Below are 16,404 nucleotides of genomic sequence, written 5' to 3'. Positions count from 1 at the left end.
CTCTCACCGGGTAAGTCCCGGCAAAGCGCAGGAAGGTTCATCCCCGAGACAAGAGTTCTCGCAATTGGCGGGGTGTCAAAAAGCCCGTGGTCTCATCGTCGCGGTCGGCCTGAAAGCCGGTGATCGCCAGACGGCTCTGGGCGCCGATGATCCCGTCGATGAGCCCCGAATAGTGGCCGAGGCCGCGCAGGGCACGCTGCAGATCGCGTTTCACCGCCGGTGAAAGCGACTTTTCGAGAAACGCCAGTTCCTCTTCGGTGGCAGGTTCATCCACGGGCTCGGGCGCGGCAGCTACGGGCTCGGGTGCTGCACCGTGCGGCGGGCCGACGATGATCGGGGTTTTCAGGACGATAGGCTGGGCGGGACGTGCTGACAGCGTGGCCGGGTCATGCTCTGCTGCGGCCGCGAGCACGCTGGCCAGATCCACGCGCAGGGCACGGGAGGTTGCCGTGTCGAAAGCGCCCAGAAATCCCGAGATGTTTTCGGAAGGGCCAAGCAGGATTTCGCTGGTGCCGGGCACCGGCGCCGGCGCTGATATGGCGCGGGTGATCCCTGCTGGCAGGTCGTCCCCGGCGACACCGGCGGAGACGATGACCGCGCCGCCCTGCGCCGCAAGCGCTGTCAACCGCGCGAAGGCCCGCACCGGCACGCCTTCGGTGAAGAGATCCGTGGCCCGCGCGAGCACGGCGCCCTCAGGCAGTACGAAGGCGCGGCCGTCAAACTCCACTGTTGGCAGATCCAGAAAGACGATGGCCGCATCGGCTTCGGACGCCTCGCGGGCGAAGCGGCGCATGATCGCGCGCAGCTCCGCATCGGTGGAGGCAACCACCCGCAGGATTTCAGCGTCGAGCCTGTCGAGACTGCGCACCACAGCGTCTGCGTCAGGATCGTTGCTTTCGGCCGTGACCACCATCGAAACGATGCGCAGATCCGCGAGAGCGGGCCCCGCGGTCAGGCACGTCAGGGCCAGAGCGGCGAGAGGCGTTCTCCAGGTCATGGCGCGCAGGTCTCCGCGGAGCCGACGATGGCCTGGCACGCATCCAGCATCGCGGAGGTGATGTCTTCGCCGCGCACGGCATTATTCAACCGCTCCGAGATGGCCTGTGGTGTGAGGCCCGGCTCCAGCGCAAGCATCAGGGCCACCACGCCGGACACATGTGCGGTTGCCACCGAAGAGCCCGAGACGTAGCGGTGGTCCGGTCCGGGGGCGGTACTGAGCACGTCGACCATGGGTGCCGGGACGCTGTGCGCCGTGGCTCCCGCAGCGATCACACCGTCGAGGGCGGCGGGATACACAAGGTCCGATTCTTCGCCGGAGGCGGCGATGACAACGATTCCCTTCGCCAGAGCGGCCTCGATCAATTCGGTCAGAAGCGGGTCGTCAGGGCCGCCAAGCGACAGGTTCAAGACATCGATATCGTTCAGTATGGCAAAGTTGATGGCCCGCGCGAGGGAGAACGAATTGCACAGGCCACCGCCGTCGCTTTGCTGCCAGCAGGCGCGCAGCCCCACCAGCTCTGCGGCTGGCGCGACCCCCACAATACCGTCATTCGTGGCCGTGGCCCCAATAATGCCCGCGATCGCAGTCCCATGATCCTCTGCAAGAGCGACGGGCATTCGGGCCACGAAGTCGCGCGCGTCCGAGACACGTTCGGTCAAGTCGGGGTGTGTGCGGTCAATGGCGCTGTCGACGATGCCCACGCGCACACCTTCCCCCATCGAAACTTGATGCGCGACCAGCACATTCAGGCGCTCCAGAGCCCATTGCAGCGGAAAGAGCGGGTCGGAATGGCGCACCTCGGACGTGTTGAAGTCACGAACCCTCTGAACTGTGCGAATACGGTCGTCGGCTGCCATTGCCGCGATCAGAACGTCGATATCCGAACTTTGCCGGGCATCGAAGACGAAGCAATGGACCTGAATGGCGTTGAGAGGCCACTCAGCGGTGAGCGGAACGCCGAATTCAGCTTGAAGGTTCGCGGCCAATGCAGCCAGCGCCTCCGGGTCGTCCCGTTCGATCGTGAGGATCAGAAAGCTGCCGTCCGCGATCGTGTTCGCGTCCACCAGACGCCACTCCTGTGCCGCAATCGGGCGTGCGACAGTCAGGCATAGGCCGAGGCAAAACAGGCTGATCAGACGCCGTATCATCGGGATGTGTCCGGCGCAGCAAAGAGGATCTCAGCGCGCTCCCGGATCAGGGCCGCGATGGCCTCGACATCCGCATCCTCGGACAGCACTGCCGAGTAGACGCCGGATTGCGAGGGACCTTCGACGCTGACCACGCCCAAGGGCGCCAGAAGATCTTGCAGCGCGTCGATTTCCATTGTTTCGGCGGTCTGGAACCGCACCACGGGCACGTCGACGCCGTTCGAACTGGTCAGGGTCACGAAGTCGCTGCCTCCGGGCGGGGCGTCAAACTGAAACGCCAAAACCAAGACGATTGAGGCCGCGATCAAGCTGCCGGCGGCCACCAGACCGCGCCCCCGAAACGCTGCGCGCCAACCGCTCAGACCTTGCTTGGCCGGGGTTCGGGCGGCAACATCGGCCTCCACCTGCGCGCGCAGGGTCTCCCAGCTGCGCTCCAGGGGCACCTCAAAAGGGTCCGTCTTGGCGACACCTTCTGCGAGAGCAGATTGCCGAGCGATCTCTTCCGCAAAGGCATCGCTGTCCATCGCGTGCGCTTCAACCAGACGCACCTCGTCCTCGGACAAGGTGCCGTTGACGTACCAGGGGATCAGTTCCCAGGCCTTGTCACGCTCGTTCGGCGGATCGGATCGGATATCATCATGCAACTTCATTTTCTGTGCCTATCGTTTCTTCGTCGGCGAGGATGTCGCGCAAGCGTCTGCGGGCCGTCATCATCCGCGTCTGCACGGTGCCCACCGGGCAGTCGAGGATTTCCGCGATCTCGGTGTAGAGGTAGCCGTTATAGTAGGTCAGCTCGACCACCGCGCGAAGCTCCGGCTTGAGTTGTTCAAGCGCGTTTTTCAGGTCGGTACCGCGTATGACGGTTTCTGCCGTATCGTCCTGCCCGGCGACCATGCCTTCGTCGAGTTCCACATCACCACTGCGGCGCTGCAGTTTCGTGCGCTGTTTCATCGCAACGCGGTAGGCGATGCCGAATATCCAGGTCGAGGGCTTGGAGCGCCCCTCGAAGCGGTCCGCTGTCCGCCAGACCGTCATCAGCACATCGTTGGCCACCTCTTCTGCGGCTTCTGCACTGCCGGTGATGCGGCGGGCGAAATGCATCAGCTTGGGAAAGTACTTCTTGTGAATGTGTTCGAACGCAGTCACATCCCCGCCGGCAACGGCTGCGATCAACGCGTCATCCGTCAATGCGGCCGGAGCCTTGCCCCGTGTCGTGATGGATTTAAGCAAACGCATGGCTTCGATTTCCTCTTTCGTAGTCTTTGGTCCCCCGGCTGCGCCGAAAGGTTCACGACCCCTGCAAACAAATTTTCGGAGCGTGTCTGTCCCGAATGCGGAAGCCCCGTTTGTGCGTTGACCCTAGGGAAAGGCTGTTGGCGCTAACGTGTGAAAGAGCGTTTGAATTCCCACTGAAAGCGAGCGATCCGGAAAAAATCCATCCGATACGGCAGGGTTTCGGCGTCGAGGCGCACACTTTCTGGGCACTCGACGAACGCAAGACGGCCCTTGAGAGGGCCGCCTGGTAAGTTTCGAGAGAAATCGGGGAATCATGTGCGAATGGTCTGGCCCCAGCGACCCAGATCCATCAGCACCTTCTTGAGGTCCGCCAGTTCCTCGATCACCGTCTCGAAGTCGTGACCCCGTTTCGGATCAAGCTTCTTGTCGCGGTTTCCGTACAGCCCGGTGAATTGCTTCGCCGCTTGAAAGAGCCGTCTTTCCGCATTGCCGGTATAGATCAACTCAAGGTTCACGATGCAGGCGTTCACGTCGCGGCAGACCTGATTGATGCCCTTGTTGAAGAACTCGACATCCGGTTTGCGGTTGGCCTTTCCGTGCCAGGCGAGGCCTTTCTTGAAGTTGGACAGAAGCGCAGTTTTCAGGACCTTGGGGTCGCCGAGGGAACGCACTGCGGATGCCATGTCCTTTTCGCCGCGGGCGTTGCGCGATTTGCGCATCCGGACGAGACTCGCATGCGCATTGGTTATCAGAGTGTCCACGTCGTTCTGCAGGATCCTGCTGAGATTGGTGATGTCCTTCTTCTTCTGCTCCAGTTCCGCCCGGCCCATGTCGGCCTCCACCGCCTTGTCGGTGAGCGTCACGAAAAGCTGAGCCACTTTGGTACTGGCTTTCTTGCCGACGAGCTTGATCAGCTTCTCGAAATTGTCGAAGGCGGTTTTGGCCTGATCTGCCGGCGCATCTTGGGCGATCCTGTAGGCTTCATCCATTTTGCCGAAAAGCTGGGACAACTCCGTCTCGGCGGGTTTCTTGGCCTTGTGGAATTTGGCAAATACTCTCTGGCGCAGATTTTTCTCTTTCACCTTCTTTTCTGCATTGCCGACTTCCTTGTTGAAATAGGCCAAGCGCCGTTTCCACTCAGCTTGCCATTGTCCGTTGAGGTTGGTCATCGGGGGTCTCCGTATTTGATGCCGTTTTCTTGAGTGGCGCGGCTGCGCGACAAGGTTCATGCGCGCTCTAAAGAAGCCCCAGGCTGCGCCATTCCTCGATCTTCTCGCGGCTGACTTCGAAGTGCATGCTGTCTTCGCGGCTGAAGCCCGCACCCCAGATCCAGCCTGCCTTGTTGAAAAACTCAGCCAGCAGGATCAGACCCAACTGCGTTCGCCCATCGGCGAAGCCGTCCAATTCGCCATCGATGTTGAGGTCGACCGCGAGCCCGTAGGCGTGGGCGGAAGCCGCACTTGCCGAGCCACGGATGAGCCGCACACAGAGCGAGCCGGAGGAAGCGATCCGCGCGTAAAGCTCGGGCTCGAAGGCCTCGATCTCGGCAAAGACCGCGCGCAGGGAGGCCAGCGCCGGCGCCAAGAGGCGCGCGCGGATCGGGCCGACGTCTTCGGTGGCGATGAGATTGCGCAGGCGTGGGTTGGTCAAGGCACCGCACTCATCGCCAAGCTGCGCGCCAGGCAGGCCAAAGGTGTCCCGCAGAAAGCGAGGCGAGGCCACCGTGAGCCCGTCATTGGCGTTCCGACGACCGGCGATCAGCACCACCTGCGCAAAGTCGTCCTTGAGACTGTCGGCCAAGGGAACCCGCGCGGCGATGGCAGCTTGCGCGGGAGCGATTGCGCCGCCCAGACCCGGCGCAGTTGCGCTGGAGAGCCCGATGGCCGTACGCGCATCGAGCCCGTCGACCCGCTCGCGCAGCGTTTCGACTTCGCGCCGGAGGGCTGCGATCTCTGCCTGCAAAGCGTCCGCAACGGGCACTTGCGCGCCCACGGAGCTTCCCGGCAGAGCCGTTTGGTCCCCGCGCATCACCTGCCAGATCACCGGTGCGATCAACACCACCGCAGCGGCAAGTAACCCCAGAGCGATCATGCCGAGACGCTGCGCCATCTCAAACCCCTTTCAAATCGGTCCGTGTTGCACGTGAGTGCCGTCAGATCGAAGCAGGGTTTGGACCCCGTTGCGCGTTCCTCTCTACGGATGGCTCGAAGGCGCACCCTGTTGCTTGCATGAGGTCCGCCAAAGGTAGTTGCGCCCCGCACGCGACTTGCGCGCGGCGTGAACCCACGCGCGGTTTGGCGTCACTTACAACCTGTAGCCCGCATGAAGGGATGACCCTCGGGCCCTAAAGGCTCCTGATTACGCGGGGAGATAAAAGCGATGGCCCTGGAAGACCTGCGCCAGAAGCAGAAAGACAGGGGTGAAAAAGCAAAGGGTGTCGGGACACAGATGTTCATGACCTTGCGGCTAAAAGGTTTCATCGCCTGACGGATGGGCGTCTGCGCCTGCACTTCCCGTAAGTCGTCTTCGGGTCTGGGCCCGTTTGCTTGACCCGGGTGTCAAGGAACGCACTTGACAGGCGAGGGGAGCGGCGGGCAGGTTGACAACCATGTGTCATGAGCGCCGTCGCTTGCCACCAATCTGGCACGCGGCCCGCATGCCATGTCCGGGACGGGTTCTACAGAAGTTTTCGCCGGATTTTTCGGCTACGAGCCGTCGCGAAACCGGGGCCGGCGTGCGGCGACGCATCTTCCAATCCTTGTGGCCGGTGACCAGCGAGACCTGTTCGATCGCGAACCCGGCCTCGAACAGGCGGCTTGTGCCTTCATGGCGCAAGTCGTGGAAATGCAGGTCCTTCACGCCGACCTCGACGCAGGCGCGCCGGAAGGCTGTACCGACCGATTTCGAGTTATAGGGAAAGATCCGCCCGTTGGTGAGATCCAGATACTTGGCCTGTTCAGTGACCAGCGCCCAGGCGTCGAACCCGTTGGCAGCGAAAAGGGGGATCCGCTGGTCGTTGCCGGTCTTGTTGCGAGGATCCTTGCGGTCGCGGATCATGAGCATCCGTCGGTCCACGTCGAGATCGGTCCATTTGACGCGGCAGATCTCGTCGAGCCGCACGGCCGTGGCCACCGCGAACTTGACTATCCGCGTCATCGGCAGGGTCAGGCGATCGTTGTAATAGAAGCAACGGAAGAGGCGGTTCAACTCATCGCTGGTGGGGCGACGTTCCCGCTTCGTGCCCTTGCCGATCAGCCCGAGACGCTTGAGCGCGACACGCGCCAGATCGACGGGCTCCGGAGAGATGTCGAGCCCGTGCACGGCTGCGGCGTGGGTGATGATCATCTCGATCACGCCGATGTCGATCCCGAGCGTCACCGGGCCGTTCGGCTCTCAAATCGGTCCACTGGACCGATTTACATGCCGCGCCTCACCTAACTCCGCGCGCATCTTGCCGACGTCGATCAGCTTCTACCGATCGAGGTGCCTGACCCTCTCTTTGCCGAGATCGCGCTTGAGCGTCGTGAGCGTGGCGGCCTTGGCTCGCGACGCGGCGGTTTCCCTACCTCGCACATATCGGCTATATGAAGGTCGATGAGGTCGTCAAAGGTCTGGAGGCGGGAAACGGACGACTTGTTCGGCGCCAGCCCCTGATCGACCCGGGTCTCCGCCTGGCGGGCCCAACGATGGGCGTCGTCGCGGCGGAGGAACGTCTCGCGCAGAAAAGCGGCCCTTTCGTCTGATCTGGACGCGGGTCAGGCACCGGAGGGGAGCTTGGTTATGGAGGCCATTTTCGTGTGCGCTGTGTGTGCAATGAGTCGTCGTAGAGGGGCAAATTTGGGGATATCGGGGCGTATTCCAGCGTAGCAGCATCCGCCGCCAACAGTTTGAAGATACATAAAAAATGCATATAAAACAACACGCTAGATTATCCACGGCCCCTATGATGGACTGGACCGACCGGCATTGCCGGGTGTTCCACCGGGTGCTCTCTAAGGAGACGTTGCTCTATACCGAGATGGTCACCGCGCCGGCGTTGGTGCGGGGGGGCGCGCTGCATCTCCTGGACCATGACCCGCGTGAGCATCCGGTGGCGCTGCAACTCGGTGGCAGCGATGCTGCGGAGCTGGCCGAGGCGGCGCGGCTCGGGGAAGAGGCGGGGTATGACGAGATCAATCTCAATTGCGGCTGCCCGTCGGATCGCGTGCAATCGGGCACGTTCGGCGCGGTTCTGATGACCGCGCCCGACACGGTCGCGCGGGCCGTGCGGGCCATGCGGGATGCGGTGTCGGTGCCCGTCACGGTGAAATGCCGCATCGGCGTGGACGATCAGGACCCCGAGACGGTGCTGCCGGATTTCCTGGCCCGGATCCGCTATGCGGGCTGCGAACGGGTCATCGTGCATGCCCGCAAGGCCTGGCTGCAGGGCCTCAGCCCGAAGGAGAACCGGGATATTCCGCCGCTCGATTACGACCTCGTGGCGCGGATGAAGACGGCGTTTTCCGACCTGCACCTGTCGATCAATGGCGGGATCGAGACGCTGGAGGCGGCGGAGCGCTTCCTTGCGGCGGGTCTCGACGGGGTCATGATCGGGCGGGCGGCCTATCACCGGCCCTGGGATATCCTCGCCGAGGCGGACCGGCGCATCTTCGGACAGGACGTGGAGCCCATCGCGCCCGAGGACGCGGCGCGGGCGATGCTGCCCTATATCGAGGCGCATATCGCGGCGGGCGGCAAGCTCCATCAGGTCATGCGGCACATGCTGGGGCTCTTTGCCGGGCGGCCCGGGGCACGCACATGGCGGCGGGTCCTGTCGGAAAACGCCACCCGGCCCGGCGCCGACGGCGCGCTGGTGCTGCGCGCGCTGGAGGAGATGCACCTCGCGCGGGACGCCGCCTGGGCGTGCGTGCCCGCCTGACCATCGCCCCCATAAATGATGGCCGAATTGTGGCGCAATTCGGGCGCGCCCATGCATTTGTTTCCGGCACGGCGACAATCGGAAATAAAGCTTCCCATTCTGCCGGTTCGCGCGGATCATGGTGCGATTGCAGTGTTTTACCGGGGGGGATGGTTTCATGTTGTGGCTGCTCAGCGCTTTGCCTTTTGTGCTCATCTCGACGCTCGTCTTTCGCGATGACGACGATGACGACGACACCACCACAGACACGTCCGGAGAGGTCGGCGAGCCGCCGCTTTCAACGGGCGTCGACGATGATCTCGACCTGACGGAGGGCGACGACCGCTTCGACGCCAGTTCCGGCGACGACTTCGTCCGCGGGCTCGGCGGGAACGACTTCATCGAGGGCAGTTCCGGCAACGATGCCCTTTCGGGCGGCGACGGCAACGACACGCTGCTGGGCGAGGGCGGTCGCGACCTGCTCGAGGGCGGACCGGATGACGACCTGCTCGACGGCGGGATCAACGACGACAGCCTGCTGGGCGGGACCGGCGATGACCTTCTCGACGGGGGCGATGGTGCCGATTCCATCAAGGGCAATGACGGCAATGACAGCATCAGGGGCGAGAACGGCGATGACACGCTGCAAGGCGGCCTCGGCGAGGATGACCTGCGCGGCGGCGACGGCGACGACATCGTCGAAGGCGGGGCCAATGACGACGTGGTGCGTGGCAATGACGGCAACGACACGGTTCTGGGCCTTGAGGGCAACGATACGCTCGAGGGCGGCGCGGGTGCGGACGTGCTCGATGGCGGGCCGGGCACGGATCAGCTGACCGGCGGCGCAGACAGCGATACCTTCATCATCTCGATCGATCGCGGTGCCGGGGAACCGGTGCCGGAAAACACCGCGACGATCACCGATTTCGCCACCGAGGGCGCGGAGGAAGACCTGCTCGAGCTGTTCCTCGGCCCCGAGGATGACGCTCTGGACCTGAGCGTGGCGGAAGACGGCGACGATGCGCTTCTGACGCTGGGCGAGGGCGCGGAGGCGGTCACCATCGCGCGGATCGTGGACGGGGCCGTGAAGGGCTTTTCGCTGGCGAATGTGGTGACCATCGCGGAGGATGCGGTGCCCGCGACGGCGGCCTGAGCGGCCGTGGTCCGGGACGGCGATCCCGACGGCTATGGCGTCAGGTCTGGTCGGTCGCGATCCGGGCTTCGCGGCCACCCCGGCGCTTTTTCAGACGCGGTGCGCGGTCGGGCAGTTCGGCCATGATCGCGCGGCGCTCCTCGGCGCTCATGCGGGACCAGCCGGTGATTTCCTCGATGGTGCGCAGGCAGCCGACACAAATGCGTTCGGCGGGATGAACGACGCAGGTCTGCACGCAGGGGCTTTCGATCTCGTCGCGGCGCCAGACCTTCTCTGACGGCGTCTGCCGGTCGGTCATGGTGAACATCCCTATCCCTGTCCCTGACGCAGATGCCTAATGCGGTCGAGTGCGCCCTGCAAGATGTATGACGCCGCGACGTGATCTATCAGTTCGGCGCGTCTTTTTCGCGACGTATCCGCTTCGAGAAGCGCGCGTTCGGCGGCCACGGTGGACAGGCGTTCATCCCAGAAGGCGATCGGTCCGTCCCAGAGCCGCACGAGATTGCGCGCGAAGGCGCGGGTCTTCTGGCAGCGCGGGCCCTCGCTGCCATCCATGTTGCGCGGCAGGCCGAGCACCACGCCGCCGATCTCGCGCGAGGTCAGGATCGCGATCAGTGCCTCGGCATCGAGGGTGAACTTGCGCCGCTTGATCGTCTCGAGCGGGGTGGCCACGGTCAGAAGCCGGTCCGACACCGCGACCCCGATGGTCTTGTCGCCCAGATCGAGCCCGGCCAGCGCCCGCATCGGCGGCAGCGCCTCCGCCGCCGCTTCGAGGGACTCGTGGATCATTCCGCGACACCGGCGCTGCGCGCACCTTCGCGCACCACCTCGAGCGCTTCGGAATTGCCCAGGAAGACCTCCTGCGCATTGTTCCAAATCGCGCGCGCCTGGTCGGCGTCGCCCAGAACGCCGTAAGCGGTGATGAGCCGCGCCCATTCCTCGGGCGTCCCGCCTTGGCGCGACAAGCGGTCGGAGAGGCGTGCAACCATGCCCGCGATCATCTCCTGGCGGGCCTCGGCGCTCATCTCTCCGGCGGCGTCCATGTCCTCCGCGCTGGGGCCGGGCAGGGGGGCTGCGGGCACAGCGGGGTCGGGCAGGGGCGGCGTGTAGTCCTGCATGCCGGCGCGCCAGGCCATCTCGTCGATCTGGCTCGCGATGGGCGCGACCCACGGATCGTCGGCCGAAGACCGGCGCAACAGCCCGTCCCAGATCCGGAAGGCGCGGTCGGGCCGCCCGGTCTGCGCAAAGCTGAGGCCGGCGTAATAGGTGGCCACGCCGTTCTCGGGATCACGGGCGAGGCCTGCCTGAAGCGCGCGCTCAGCCTCGGGCGAGACATAGCCGCCGGCGGCGAGGATCATCATGTCCGCAAGATCGACGTAATCCTTCGCGGTGGCGTCATCGCCCTTCAGCGCGATGATCCGTTGCTGCGCCTGATAAGCGGCCTTGTAATTGCCCAGCGCCGCCTCGGAGCGCGCCAGAAGCTGGAAGCCCTGCAGATCGTCCTGCCGTTCGGCCACCGCGCCGCGCAGGCGCTCCACGAGTGCGAGATATTCCGGCGCAGGCGGCTCGGTCGGCTCCGTCGCGGGGACCTGCGCCTCGGCGCTGGCCTGGTCGGGGCGGTTGGCACGCGCCTCCTCGGCCTGGGCGATGCGGTCCGCAAGGCCCAGATCGCCGTAGCCGGGCGCACCGAGCGTGCCGTAGAGATAGAGGCTCATGCCCATGAGGAAGGCCCCGACCAGCACGGCCACGGCGAGCGACAATCCCCGCGGCTGGGACGCGCCGTCGGGTTTGTGCTGCGCGGCGGCATCGGCGGCGAGGATCCTGCGTGAGACTTCCGTGCGCAGCCGCTCGGCCTCCTCGGGGCCGATCACGCCCCGTTCGAGATCGCGGTCCACCTCGCGCAGCTGGTCGCGATAGACGCCGATATCGGACGCCGTGTCGGCGCGGCCCGCGCGCTGGCGGCGTATCAAGGCCAACGCGATCAATGCGGCCACCAGTAGCGTCATGGCGACGCTTGCGATCCAGAAGGCGATCATGCCTGCTCCCAATGTTGTCCCGTTGCCGACATATCGTCCCGAAACCGCGATCAAAAGCCAAAAGCGCGTGTGCGGCGCCGACGCGGCGATGGGCGGCGGCAGAGACCGGGGATCGGGCGGAACATCGGGCGATCCGCCACGTTTTGGCACGAGGGTTCCGCGCTGGCGACTTGACCGCGGGGCCTTGTCGGCGCACCAACGGCGCTATGTCACATATCAAGTTTTGAAACAGGAGAGGACTGTCATGGCTTTCGAACTTCCCGATCTTCCGTATCCCCACGACGCACTGGCCTCCAAGGGCATGTCGCAGGAAACGCTCGAGTTCCACCACGACATTCACCACAAGGCCTATGTTGATAACGGCAACAAGGCGATTGCCGGCACCGAGTGGGAAGGCAAGTCCGTCGAAGAGATCATCAAGGGCACCTACGATCCCAAGGCGATCGCCCAGAGCGGCATCTTCAACAACGCCTCGCAATACTGGAACCACAACCAGTTCTGGGAAATGATGTCGCCCGATCACGTGGCGATGCCGTCCGAGCTGGAAAGCGCCATCACCGAGAGCTTCGGCTCGGTCGACAAGTTCAAGGAAGACTTCGCCGCAGCGGGCGCGGGCCAGTTTGGCTCGGGCTGGGCGTGGCTGGTCAAGGACACGGATGGCGGCCTGAAGGTCACCAAGACCGAGAACGGCGTGAACCCGCTCTGCTTCGATCAGACCGCGCTTCTGGGCGTCGATGTGTGGGAGCATTCCTACTACATCGATTTCCGCAACAAGCGTCCCGCCTACCTGACCAATTTCCTTGACAACCTGGTCAATTGGGAAAACGTGGCGGAGCGTCTCTCGAAGGCCTGATCGCCTGAAGATACTTTCGCAATACGCTGTAGGAAAACGAAAAACGCCTCGGGTCCTGCCCGGGGCGTCTTTCGTTTGTCGCCTTGCCGCGCAGCTTTGGCGGAACTGCCGCCCGGGGGCCGCGTTGGTTTATGAGACACATGCAATCAACGCAGGAGACCCGCAATGGCAGAGCGCATCAAATCGAAGGACGGCACCCGCGAGACCGAGCAGGTGCTCGGCCAGACGCCCGAGGAGATGGAAGAGGCGCCGGGTCACGCAGGCCGCAGCGACGGCGAGATCGCCCGCAAGGTCGGCACCCGCGACGAAGGCAAGGCCGTGGACGAGACCTCGAATGGCCGGACCGCCCCGAAGGCACAGGACCAGGATGGCAGCGGCGACAAGGAAAAGGTGTAATGGCACGGATCGAGACGGGCACATGGGTACTGATCGCCGATGGCGAGAAGGCGCTGTTCCTGCGCAATGACGTGGATGCGGAGAACCCGGACCTGAACGTCGTGCGGCTCGAGGAGCAGGACAATCCCTCGGACCGTGCGCAATCGGCCAACCGGCCCGGGCGCATGAACGACGGCGGGCCCTCGCAGCGCTCGGCGGTCGACGACACCGATTGGCACGAACTGGCCAAGGAGCGGTTCGCGCACGATCTTGCGGATATCCTCTACGCGCAGGCCCACAAGGGCGCGTTCGACAAAATCGTTCTCGTGGCCCCGCCGCAGGTCTTGGGCGACTTGCGCGACACGCTGCATCAGGAAGTGCGCAACAAGGTCGTGGCAGAGGTCGACAAGACCCTGACCAACCATCCGCTTGACGAGATCGAGACGCTGCTGCGCGACACGCTGGCCGAGATGTAGGATCAGACCCTTCAAGACGATGATGCGAAGGCCCGGTTTTCTGCAAAGCCGGGCCTTCGTTGCGTTTGCGCCCCGGCTCTGGCAGAGCCATGCCATGCAAGGCCAACACACATGAACGCGCATAAGGCGGGCGTCCTCGCGATGGTCCTGTGCTGCGCGTTCTGGGGGCTTTCCCCGCTCTATTACAAGCTTCTGGCCGATGTGCCGACGCTCGAAGTGCTGGCGCATCGCACGTTCTGGGCGTTGATCTTCTTCTTTCTCTATCTCGGCCTGCAGGGGCGGCTGCTTGGGTTGTTCGCGGGCCTCAGGGATCCGCGCACGCTGGTGGCGATGGCCTTCGCGGCGGGGGTGATCTCGGTGAACTGGTTCCTGTTCATCCTGTCGGTCCAGACCGGCCGAACCACCGAGGCGAGCCTCGCCTATTACATCTTCCCGCTGGTCGCGGTGATCTTCGGCATGATCGCCTTCGGCGAACGCCTCGGGCGGCTACAGGGCGCGGCGGTGGGTCTGGCCGCTGTCGCGGTGGCGATCCTGACGCTGCAGCTGGGTCATCCGCCTTGGTTCGCACTGACCATCGCGGTGTCTTTCGGCCTTTACGGCGTGGCCAAGAAGCGCCTGACCATGGGGCCCGTCATGTCGGTCGCGGGCGAGGTGCTGCTGGTGCTGCCGCTGTCGGCGGGATACCTTTTCAAGCTGCACGTTCTCGACGGCACCGGTCTGTTCGGCACCGACTGGACGATGACGGGTCTGCTGATCCTGTCGGGGCCGCTGACCTCGGTGCCGCTGATCCTGTTCAGCTATGCCTCGCAACGCGTGTCGATGGCAACGCTGGGGCTCATCCAATACCTGAACCCGACGCTGCAATTCCTTGTGGCCATTATGATTTTCCGCGAGCCCTTCGGGGCGGCCCATGCCATGGCCTTCGCCCTGATCTGGACCGCGCTGGCGATCTATTCGACCGCCACGTTCCGCGACGACAGAAGGCGGCGCAGGGCCGCGACGCATCCCGCCACATCGCCCGAGACGTGAACCGCCGCCCGGGTCTCGGCCCCGGCGAAGCCTTCGGCGACCACGTGATCCAGAAGCTGGATGAGCTTGTCCCAGTAACCATCTATATTTAAAAGGATGATCGGCTTTTCATGCAGACCGAGCTGGCGCCAGGTGAGCACCTCGAAGAACTCGTCAAGCGTGCCCGCGCCGCCGGGAAGCACGACGATCGCGTCGGCATTCATCACCATGACCTTCTTGCGCTCGTGCATCGTCTCGGTGACGATGAAGCGGGTAAGGTCGCGCTTGCCGACCTCCCAGTCGAGAAGGTGCTGGGGAATGACGCCGAACGTGTCCGCACCCGCGCCCTGTGCGGCCCGCGCCACGCGGCCCATCAGGCCCACATCGCCGGCACCGTAGACCAGCCGCCAGCCGGCATCGCCGATCGCCTGCCCGAGGGCCTCCGCGGTTTCCGCAAAGACCGGGCGCCCCCCGTCGCGGGCACCGCAATAGACGCAGATCGAGGCCTGTTGCATGGACGCACTCCGGGTCGTTTCGTCTTTTGACCGTGCATAGCTGCGTTGATATACAGTCGCAACAGCGCCGACCGGCATGCAAGTTGCCGGGTCGGCCGTTCGATGGGGATGCGGGCGGACATGGATAAGCGCACCTTTCTGGGGGGCCCCGGCGGTGTTGTGGCGGGTATCGCAGGCGTGCTCGGCCTCGCGCTTCTGGCGCTGTATGGCACGGGCACGCTGGCGCCGGATACAGGTGACGATGCGGGCCCGGCGGTTGCCACGGATACACCCGAGGCGGCAGTCGAACCCGGTCCGCAGATCGCCGATGCGACCGCGCCCGAGCAGGAGACCGCTGCGCCGCAGCCCGACACAGTGGCGGAACCGGGCGCAGAGGCCTCTGCGGCGACCGAAGCAGAGCCGGCCGAAATGGATGCGGATCCGCGCCCCGATCCCGACTTGTCCGAGACAGCCGAGGCAGCCCCGCCTGCGCCATCCTCGACAGCCGCCGGGGATGCGGCAGAAATGCCCGAGACGCCGGAAACCGCGCCCTCGGGCAATACGTCAGCCCCGGTGGCGCCCAGCATAGACATCGTGCGTGTCGACCCGGTCGGGGCAGCAGTGATCGCGGGCCGCGCAGCGCCGGGCCGCCGCATCGACGTCATGCTCGACGGCACGGTCATCGCGTCGGAAAGCGCCGATGCCTCCGGAAATTTCGTGTTCCTGCTCGATCTGGGCACCTCCGGCACCGCGCGGGTCCTCACCATTGCCGGGGAGGGGCCGGACGGACCGGTCATGGCCGAGGCGGATGTCATCCTCGCGCCGACTGCGCCGGTTGAAGTGGCCGAGGCGCGGCAAGCCGCGACTGAGCCGGTCGCCGAATCCCCCGTGACCCCCGCACCGGAAGCGGACGAACCCGGGCAAGAGGAGGTCGCGCTGGCTTTGGCCGAGCCTGCGCCCAAGGCGCCGGAACCGTCTGCCGAAGAGAGCGGCGGCGCGACAGAGACCTCTGCGGGCGACACACCTGCCACGTCCCCGGACCCCGCCGCAGGCATTCCGGCTCCCGAGGCGGTTGCCGGTGCCGCAGAGTCGGAGGCCGCGGCACCGGAAACGACGCCCGCCATCACCGCCGTGCCCGAGGTTGCGGTGGCCCTGGACCCCGCGCCGGAGGGCGCGCCGCAACCCTCCGCGGTGTTGATCTCCCGCCCCGGCGAGATCGAGGTCGTGCAACCCGCCACCGATCCCGCGTCCCTGCCCGAGGGCGATTTCGTGGCGCTCGACAGCATTTCCTACGATGCCGCGGGCCAGGTCCAGCTGTCCGGGCGCGCGACGCCCAATGGCAATGTCCGGGTCTATCTCGACAATGCCGAGGTGGTGCTGACCGATGTCGGCGACAGCGGGCGCTGGCAGACCGGATTGCCGGGCACCGATGCGGGCATCTACACGCTCCGGCTCGACCGGGTCGATGCGACGGGCCGGGTGCTCGCCCGGATCGAGAGCCCGTTCCAGCGCGAAAGCCGCGCGGCGCTCGACGCGGCCAGCGCCGAGGCGGAGGCCCCGGTCTACGCGGTCACGGTCCAACCCGGCAACACGCTGTGGGGCATTTCGCGGGCGCGCTACGGGGAAGGCCCGCTTTACGTGAAGGTCTTCGAGGCCAATCGCGACCAGATCCGCGATCCCGACCTGATCTATCCCGGCCAGGTCTTCGCGCTGCCCGAATGAGCCGGA

The 16,404-nt window shown here is 65.1% G+C and carries 18 protein-coding genes; 7 read left to right on the top strand and 11 right to left on the bottom strand.

All coding sequences use genetic code 11. The features are described from left to right. Positions 1-37: 37 nt before the first annotated feature. The 7 genes from BW990_RS14770 to BW990_RS21070 all read right to left on the bottom strand — a co-directional run bounded on the left by BW990_RS14770 (position 38) and on the right by BW990_RS21070 (position 6,762). Positions 38-997: a peptidoglycan-binding domain-containing protein gene (locus BW990_RS14770; RefSeq protein ID WP_076449067.1), complete on the bottom strand. Its 960-nt coding sequence runs from the start codon at positions 995-997 to the stop codon at positions 38-40. Further along, positions 994-2,148: a S8 family serine peptidase gene (locus tag BW990_RS14765; protein WP_076449066.1), complete on the bottom strand. Its 1,155-nt coding sequence runs from the start codon at positions 2,146-2,148 to the stop codon at positions 994-996. Before BW990_RS14765 ends, BW990_RS14770 begins: the two co-directional genes overlap by 4 nt. Further along, the gene (locus BW990_RS14760) at positions 2,145-2,798 is read right to left on the bottom strand and encodes a hypothetical protein (protein ID WP_076449065.1); all 654 of its coding nucleotides are present in this window, start codon (positions 2,796-2,798) and stop codon (positions 2,145-2,147) included. Before BW990_RS14760 ends, BW990_RS14765 begins: the two co-directional genes overlap by 4 nt. Further along, positions 2,785-3,384 carry an RNA polymerase sigma factor gene (locus tag BW990_RS14755; protein ID WP_076449064.1) on the bottom strand — a complete coding sequence of 200 codons (600 nt, stop codon included), beginning with the start codon at positions 3,382-3,384 and terminating at the stop codon, positions 2,785-2,787. The genes BW990_RS14760 and BW990_RS14755 overlap by 14 nt, the downstream gene beginning before the upstream one ends. 311 nt (positions 3,385-3,695) lie before the next feature. Then, a complete protein-coding gene (locus BW990_RS14750; protein WP_143526218.1) occupies positions 3,696-4,553 on the bottom strand; it encodes a hypothetical protein in 858 nt (285 codons plus the stop codon). Positions 4,554-4,620: 67 nt separating this feature from the next. Then, positions 4,621-5,493, bottom strand: coding sequence for a M15 family metallopeptidase (locus tag BW990_RS14745; RefSeq protein ID WP_076449042.1), 873 nt, complete (start codon positions 5,491-5,493; stop codon positions 4,621-4,623). Positions 5,494-5,997: 504 nt separating this feature from the next. Continuing rightward, entirely contained in the window at positions 5,998-6,762 is a 765-nt protein-coding gene (locus BW990_RS21070; protein WP_234990270.1) for a site-specific integrase, read from the bottom strand. A 526-nt stretch (positions 6,763-7,288) separates the two neighbouring features. Between BW990_RS21070 and dusA the strand changes: the two genes are divergently transcribed. After that, a complete protein-coding gene (gene dusA / locus BW990_RS14735; protein WP_076449040.1) occupies positions 7,289-8,302 on the top strand; it encodes a tRNA dihydrouridine(20/20a) synthase DusA in 1,014 nt (337 codons plus the stop codon). 157 nt (positions 8,303-8,459) lie between these two features. Then, positions 8,460-9,434, top strand: coding sequence for a calcium-binding protein (locus BW990_RS14730; protein WP_076449037.1), 975 nt, complete (start codon positions 8,460-8,462; stop codon positions 9,432-9,434). A gap of 40 nt (positions 9,435-9,474) precedes the next feature. Here BW990_RS14730 and BW990_RS14725 read toward each other — a convergent pair whose 3' ends face one another. The 3 genes from BW990_RS14725 to ccmI are packed head-to-tail and all read right to left on the bottom strand — an operon-like array spanning position 9,475 to position 11,470. After that, positions 9,475-9,732 (bottom strand): DUF1289 domain-containing protein, encoded by a 258-nt coding sequence (locus BW990_RS14725; RefSeq protein WP_076449241.1) that lies wholly within the window; start codon positions 9,730-9,732, stop codon positions 9,475-9,477. Between the two features lie 11 nt (positions 9,733-9,743). Beyond that, positions 9,744-10,223 carry a Holliday junction resolvase RuvX gene (gene ruvX / locus BW990_RS14720; RefSeq protein WP_076449035.1) on the bottom strand — a complete coding sequence of 160 codons (480 nt, stop codon included), beginning with the start codon at positions 10,221-10,223 and terminating at the stop codon, positions 9,744-9,746. Continuing rightward, positions 10,220-11,470, bottom strand: coding sequence for a c-type cytochrome biogenesis protein CcmI (gene ccmI, locus BW990_RS14715; protein ID WP_200798054.1), 1,251 nt, complete (start codon positions 11,468-11,470; stop codon positions 10,220-10,222). The genes ruvX and ccmI overlap by 4 nt, the downstream gene beginning before the upstream one ends. 244 nt (positions 11,471-11,714) lie before the next feature. Here ccmI and BW990_RS14710 point away from each other — a divergent pair, with 244 nt between their 5' ends. From BW990_RS14710 to rarD, 4 genes are all read left to right on the top strand, one after another. After that, on the top strand, positions 11,715-12,323 hold the full coding sequence (locus tag BW990_RS14710; protein WP_076449033.1) for a superoxide dismutase: 609 nt from the start codon (positions 11,715-11,717) through the stop codon (positions 12,321-12,323). Positions 12,324-12,488: 165 nt separating this feature from the next. After that, positions 12,489-12,719, top strand: coding sequence for a hypothetical protein (locus tag BW990_RS14705; RefSeq protein ID WP_076449031.1), 231 nt, complete (start codon positions 12,489-12,491; stop codon positions 12,717-12,719). After that, a complete protein-coding gene (locus BW990_RS14700) occupies positions 12,719-13,174 on the top strand; it encodes a baeRF12 domain-containing protein (RefSeq protein ID WP_076449029.1) in 456 nt (151 codons plus the stop codon). The genes BW990_RS14705 and BW990_RS14700 overlap by 1 nt, the downstream gene beginning before the upstream one ends. Before the next feature lie 111 nt (positions 13,175-13,285). After that, the gene (gene rarD / locus BW990_RS14695) at positions 13,286-14,203 is read left to right on the top strand and encodes an EamA family transporter RarD (protein ID WP_076449026.1); all 918 of its coding nucleotides are present in this window, start codon (positions 13,286-13,288) and stop codon (positions 14,201-14,203) included. Here the strand turns inward: rarD and BW990_RS14690 are convergent. Continuing rightward, a complete protein-coding gene (locus tag BW990_RS14690; protein WP_076449024.1) occupies positions 14,125-14,697 on the bottom strand; it encodes an LOG family protein in 573 nt (190 codons plus the stop codon). The two genes, rarD and BW990_RS14690, sit on opposite strands and share 79 nt — an antisense overlap. Before the next feature lie 120 nt (positions 14,698-14,817). Between BW990_RS14690 and BW990_RS21915 the strand changes: the two genes are divergently transcribed. Then, a complete protein-coding gene (locus tag BW990_RS21915; protein WP_159441662.1) occupies positions 14,818-16,398 on the top strand; it encodes a LysM peptidoglycan-binding domain-containing protein in 1,581 nt (526 codons plus the stop codon). Positions 16,399-16,404 lie beyond the last annotated feature (6 nt).

This window comes from Roseivivax lentus, from assembly GCF_900156805.1.
Lineage (GTDB): Bacteria > Pseudomonadota > Alphaproteobacteria > Rhodobacterales > Rhodobacteraceae > Roseivivax > Roseivivax lentus.
This window is presented reverse-complemented; position numbering and strand designations above follow the sequence as displayed.

Excerpts from the sequence above, each read along its gene's own strand:
- BW990_RS14770 (WP_076449067.1), bottom strand. The coding sequence starts at position 997 with ATGACCTGGAGAACGCCTCTCGCCGCTCTGGCCCTGACGTGCCTGACC.
- BW990_RS14765 (WP_076449066.1), bottom strand. The coding sequence starts at position 2,148 with ATGATACGGCGTCTGATCAGCCTGTTTTGCCTCGGCCTATGCCTGACT.
- BW990_RS14760 (WP_076449065.1), bottom strand. The coding sequence starts at position 2,798 with ATGAAGTTGCATGATGATATCCGATCCGATCCGCCGAACGAGCGTGAC.
- BW990_RS14755 (WP_076449064.1), bottom strand. The coding sequence starts at position 3,384 with ATGCGTTTGCTTAAATCCATCACGACACGGGGCAAGGCTCCGGCCGCA.
- BW990_RS14750 (WP_143526218.1), bottom strand. The coding sequence starts at position 4,553 with ATGACCAACCTCAACGGACAATGGCAAGCTGAGTGGAAACGGCGCTTG.
- BW990_RS14745 (WP_076449042.1), bottom strand. The coding sequence starts at position 5,493 with ATGGCGCAGCGTCTCGGCATGATCGCTCTGGGGTTACTTGCCGCTGCG.
- dusA (WP_076449040.1), top strand. The coding sequence starts at position 7,289 with ATGCATATAAAACAACACGCTAGATTATCCACGGCCCCTATGATGGAC.
- BW990_RS14730 (WP_076449037.1), top strand. The coding sequence starts at position 8,460 with ATGTTGTGGCTGCTCAGCGCTTTGCCTTTTGTGCTCATCTCGACGCTC.
- BW990_RS14725 (WP_076449241.1), bottom strand. The coding sequence starts at position 9,732 with ATGACCGACCGGCAGACGCCGTCAGAGAAGGTCTGGCGCCGCGACGAG.
- ruvX (WP_076449035.1), bottom strand. The coding sequence starts at position 10,223 with ATGATCCACGAGTCCCTCGAAGCGGCGGCGGAGGCGCTGCCGCCGATG.
- ccmI (WP_200798054.1), bottom strand. The coding sequence starts at position 11,470 with ATGATCGCCTTCTGGATCGCAAGCGTCGCCATGACGCTACTGGTGGCC.
- BW990_RS14710 (WP_076449033.1), top strand. The coding sequence starts at position 11,715 with ATGGCTTTCGAACTTCCCGATCTTCCGTATCCCCACGACGCACTGGCC.
- BW990_RS14705 (WP_076449031.1), top strand. The coding sequence starts at position 12,489 with ATGGCAGAGCGCATCAAATCGAAGGACGGCACCCGCGAGACCGAGCAG.
- BW990_RS14700 (WP_076449029.1), top strand. The coding sequence starts at position 12,719 with ATGGCACGGATCGAGACGGGCACATGGGTACTGATCGCCGATGGCGAG.
- rarD (WP_076449026.1), top strand. The coding sequence starts at position 13,286 with ATGAACGCGCATAAGGCGGGCGTCCTCGCGATGGTCCTGTGCTGCGCG.
- BW990_RS14690 (WP_076449024.1), bottom strand. The coding sequence starts at position 14,697 with ATGCAACAGGCCTCGATCTGCGTCTATTGCGGTGCCCGCGACGGGGGG.
- BW990_RS21915 (WP_159441662.1), top strand. The coding sequence starts at position 14,818 with ATGGATAAGCGCACCTTTCTGGGGGGCCCCGGCGGTGTTGTGGCGGGT.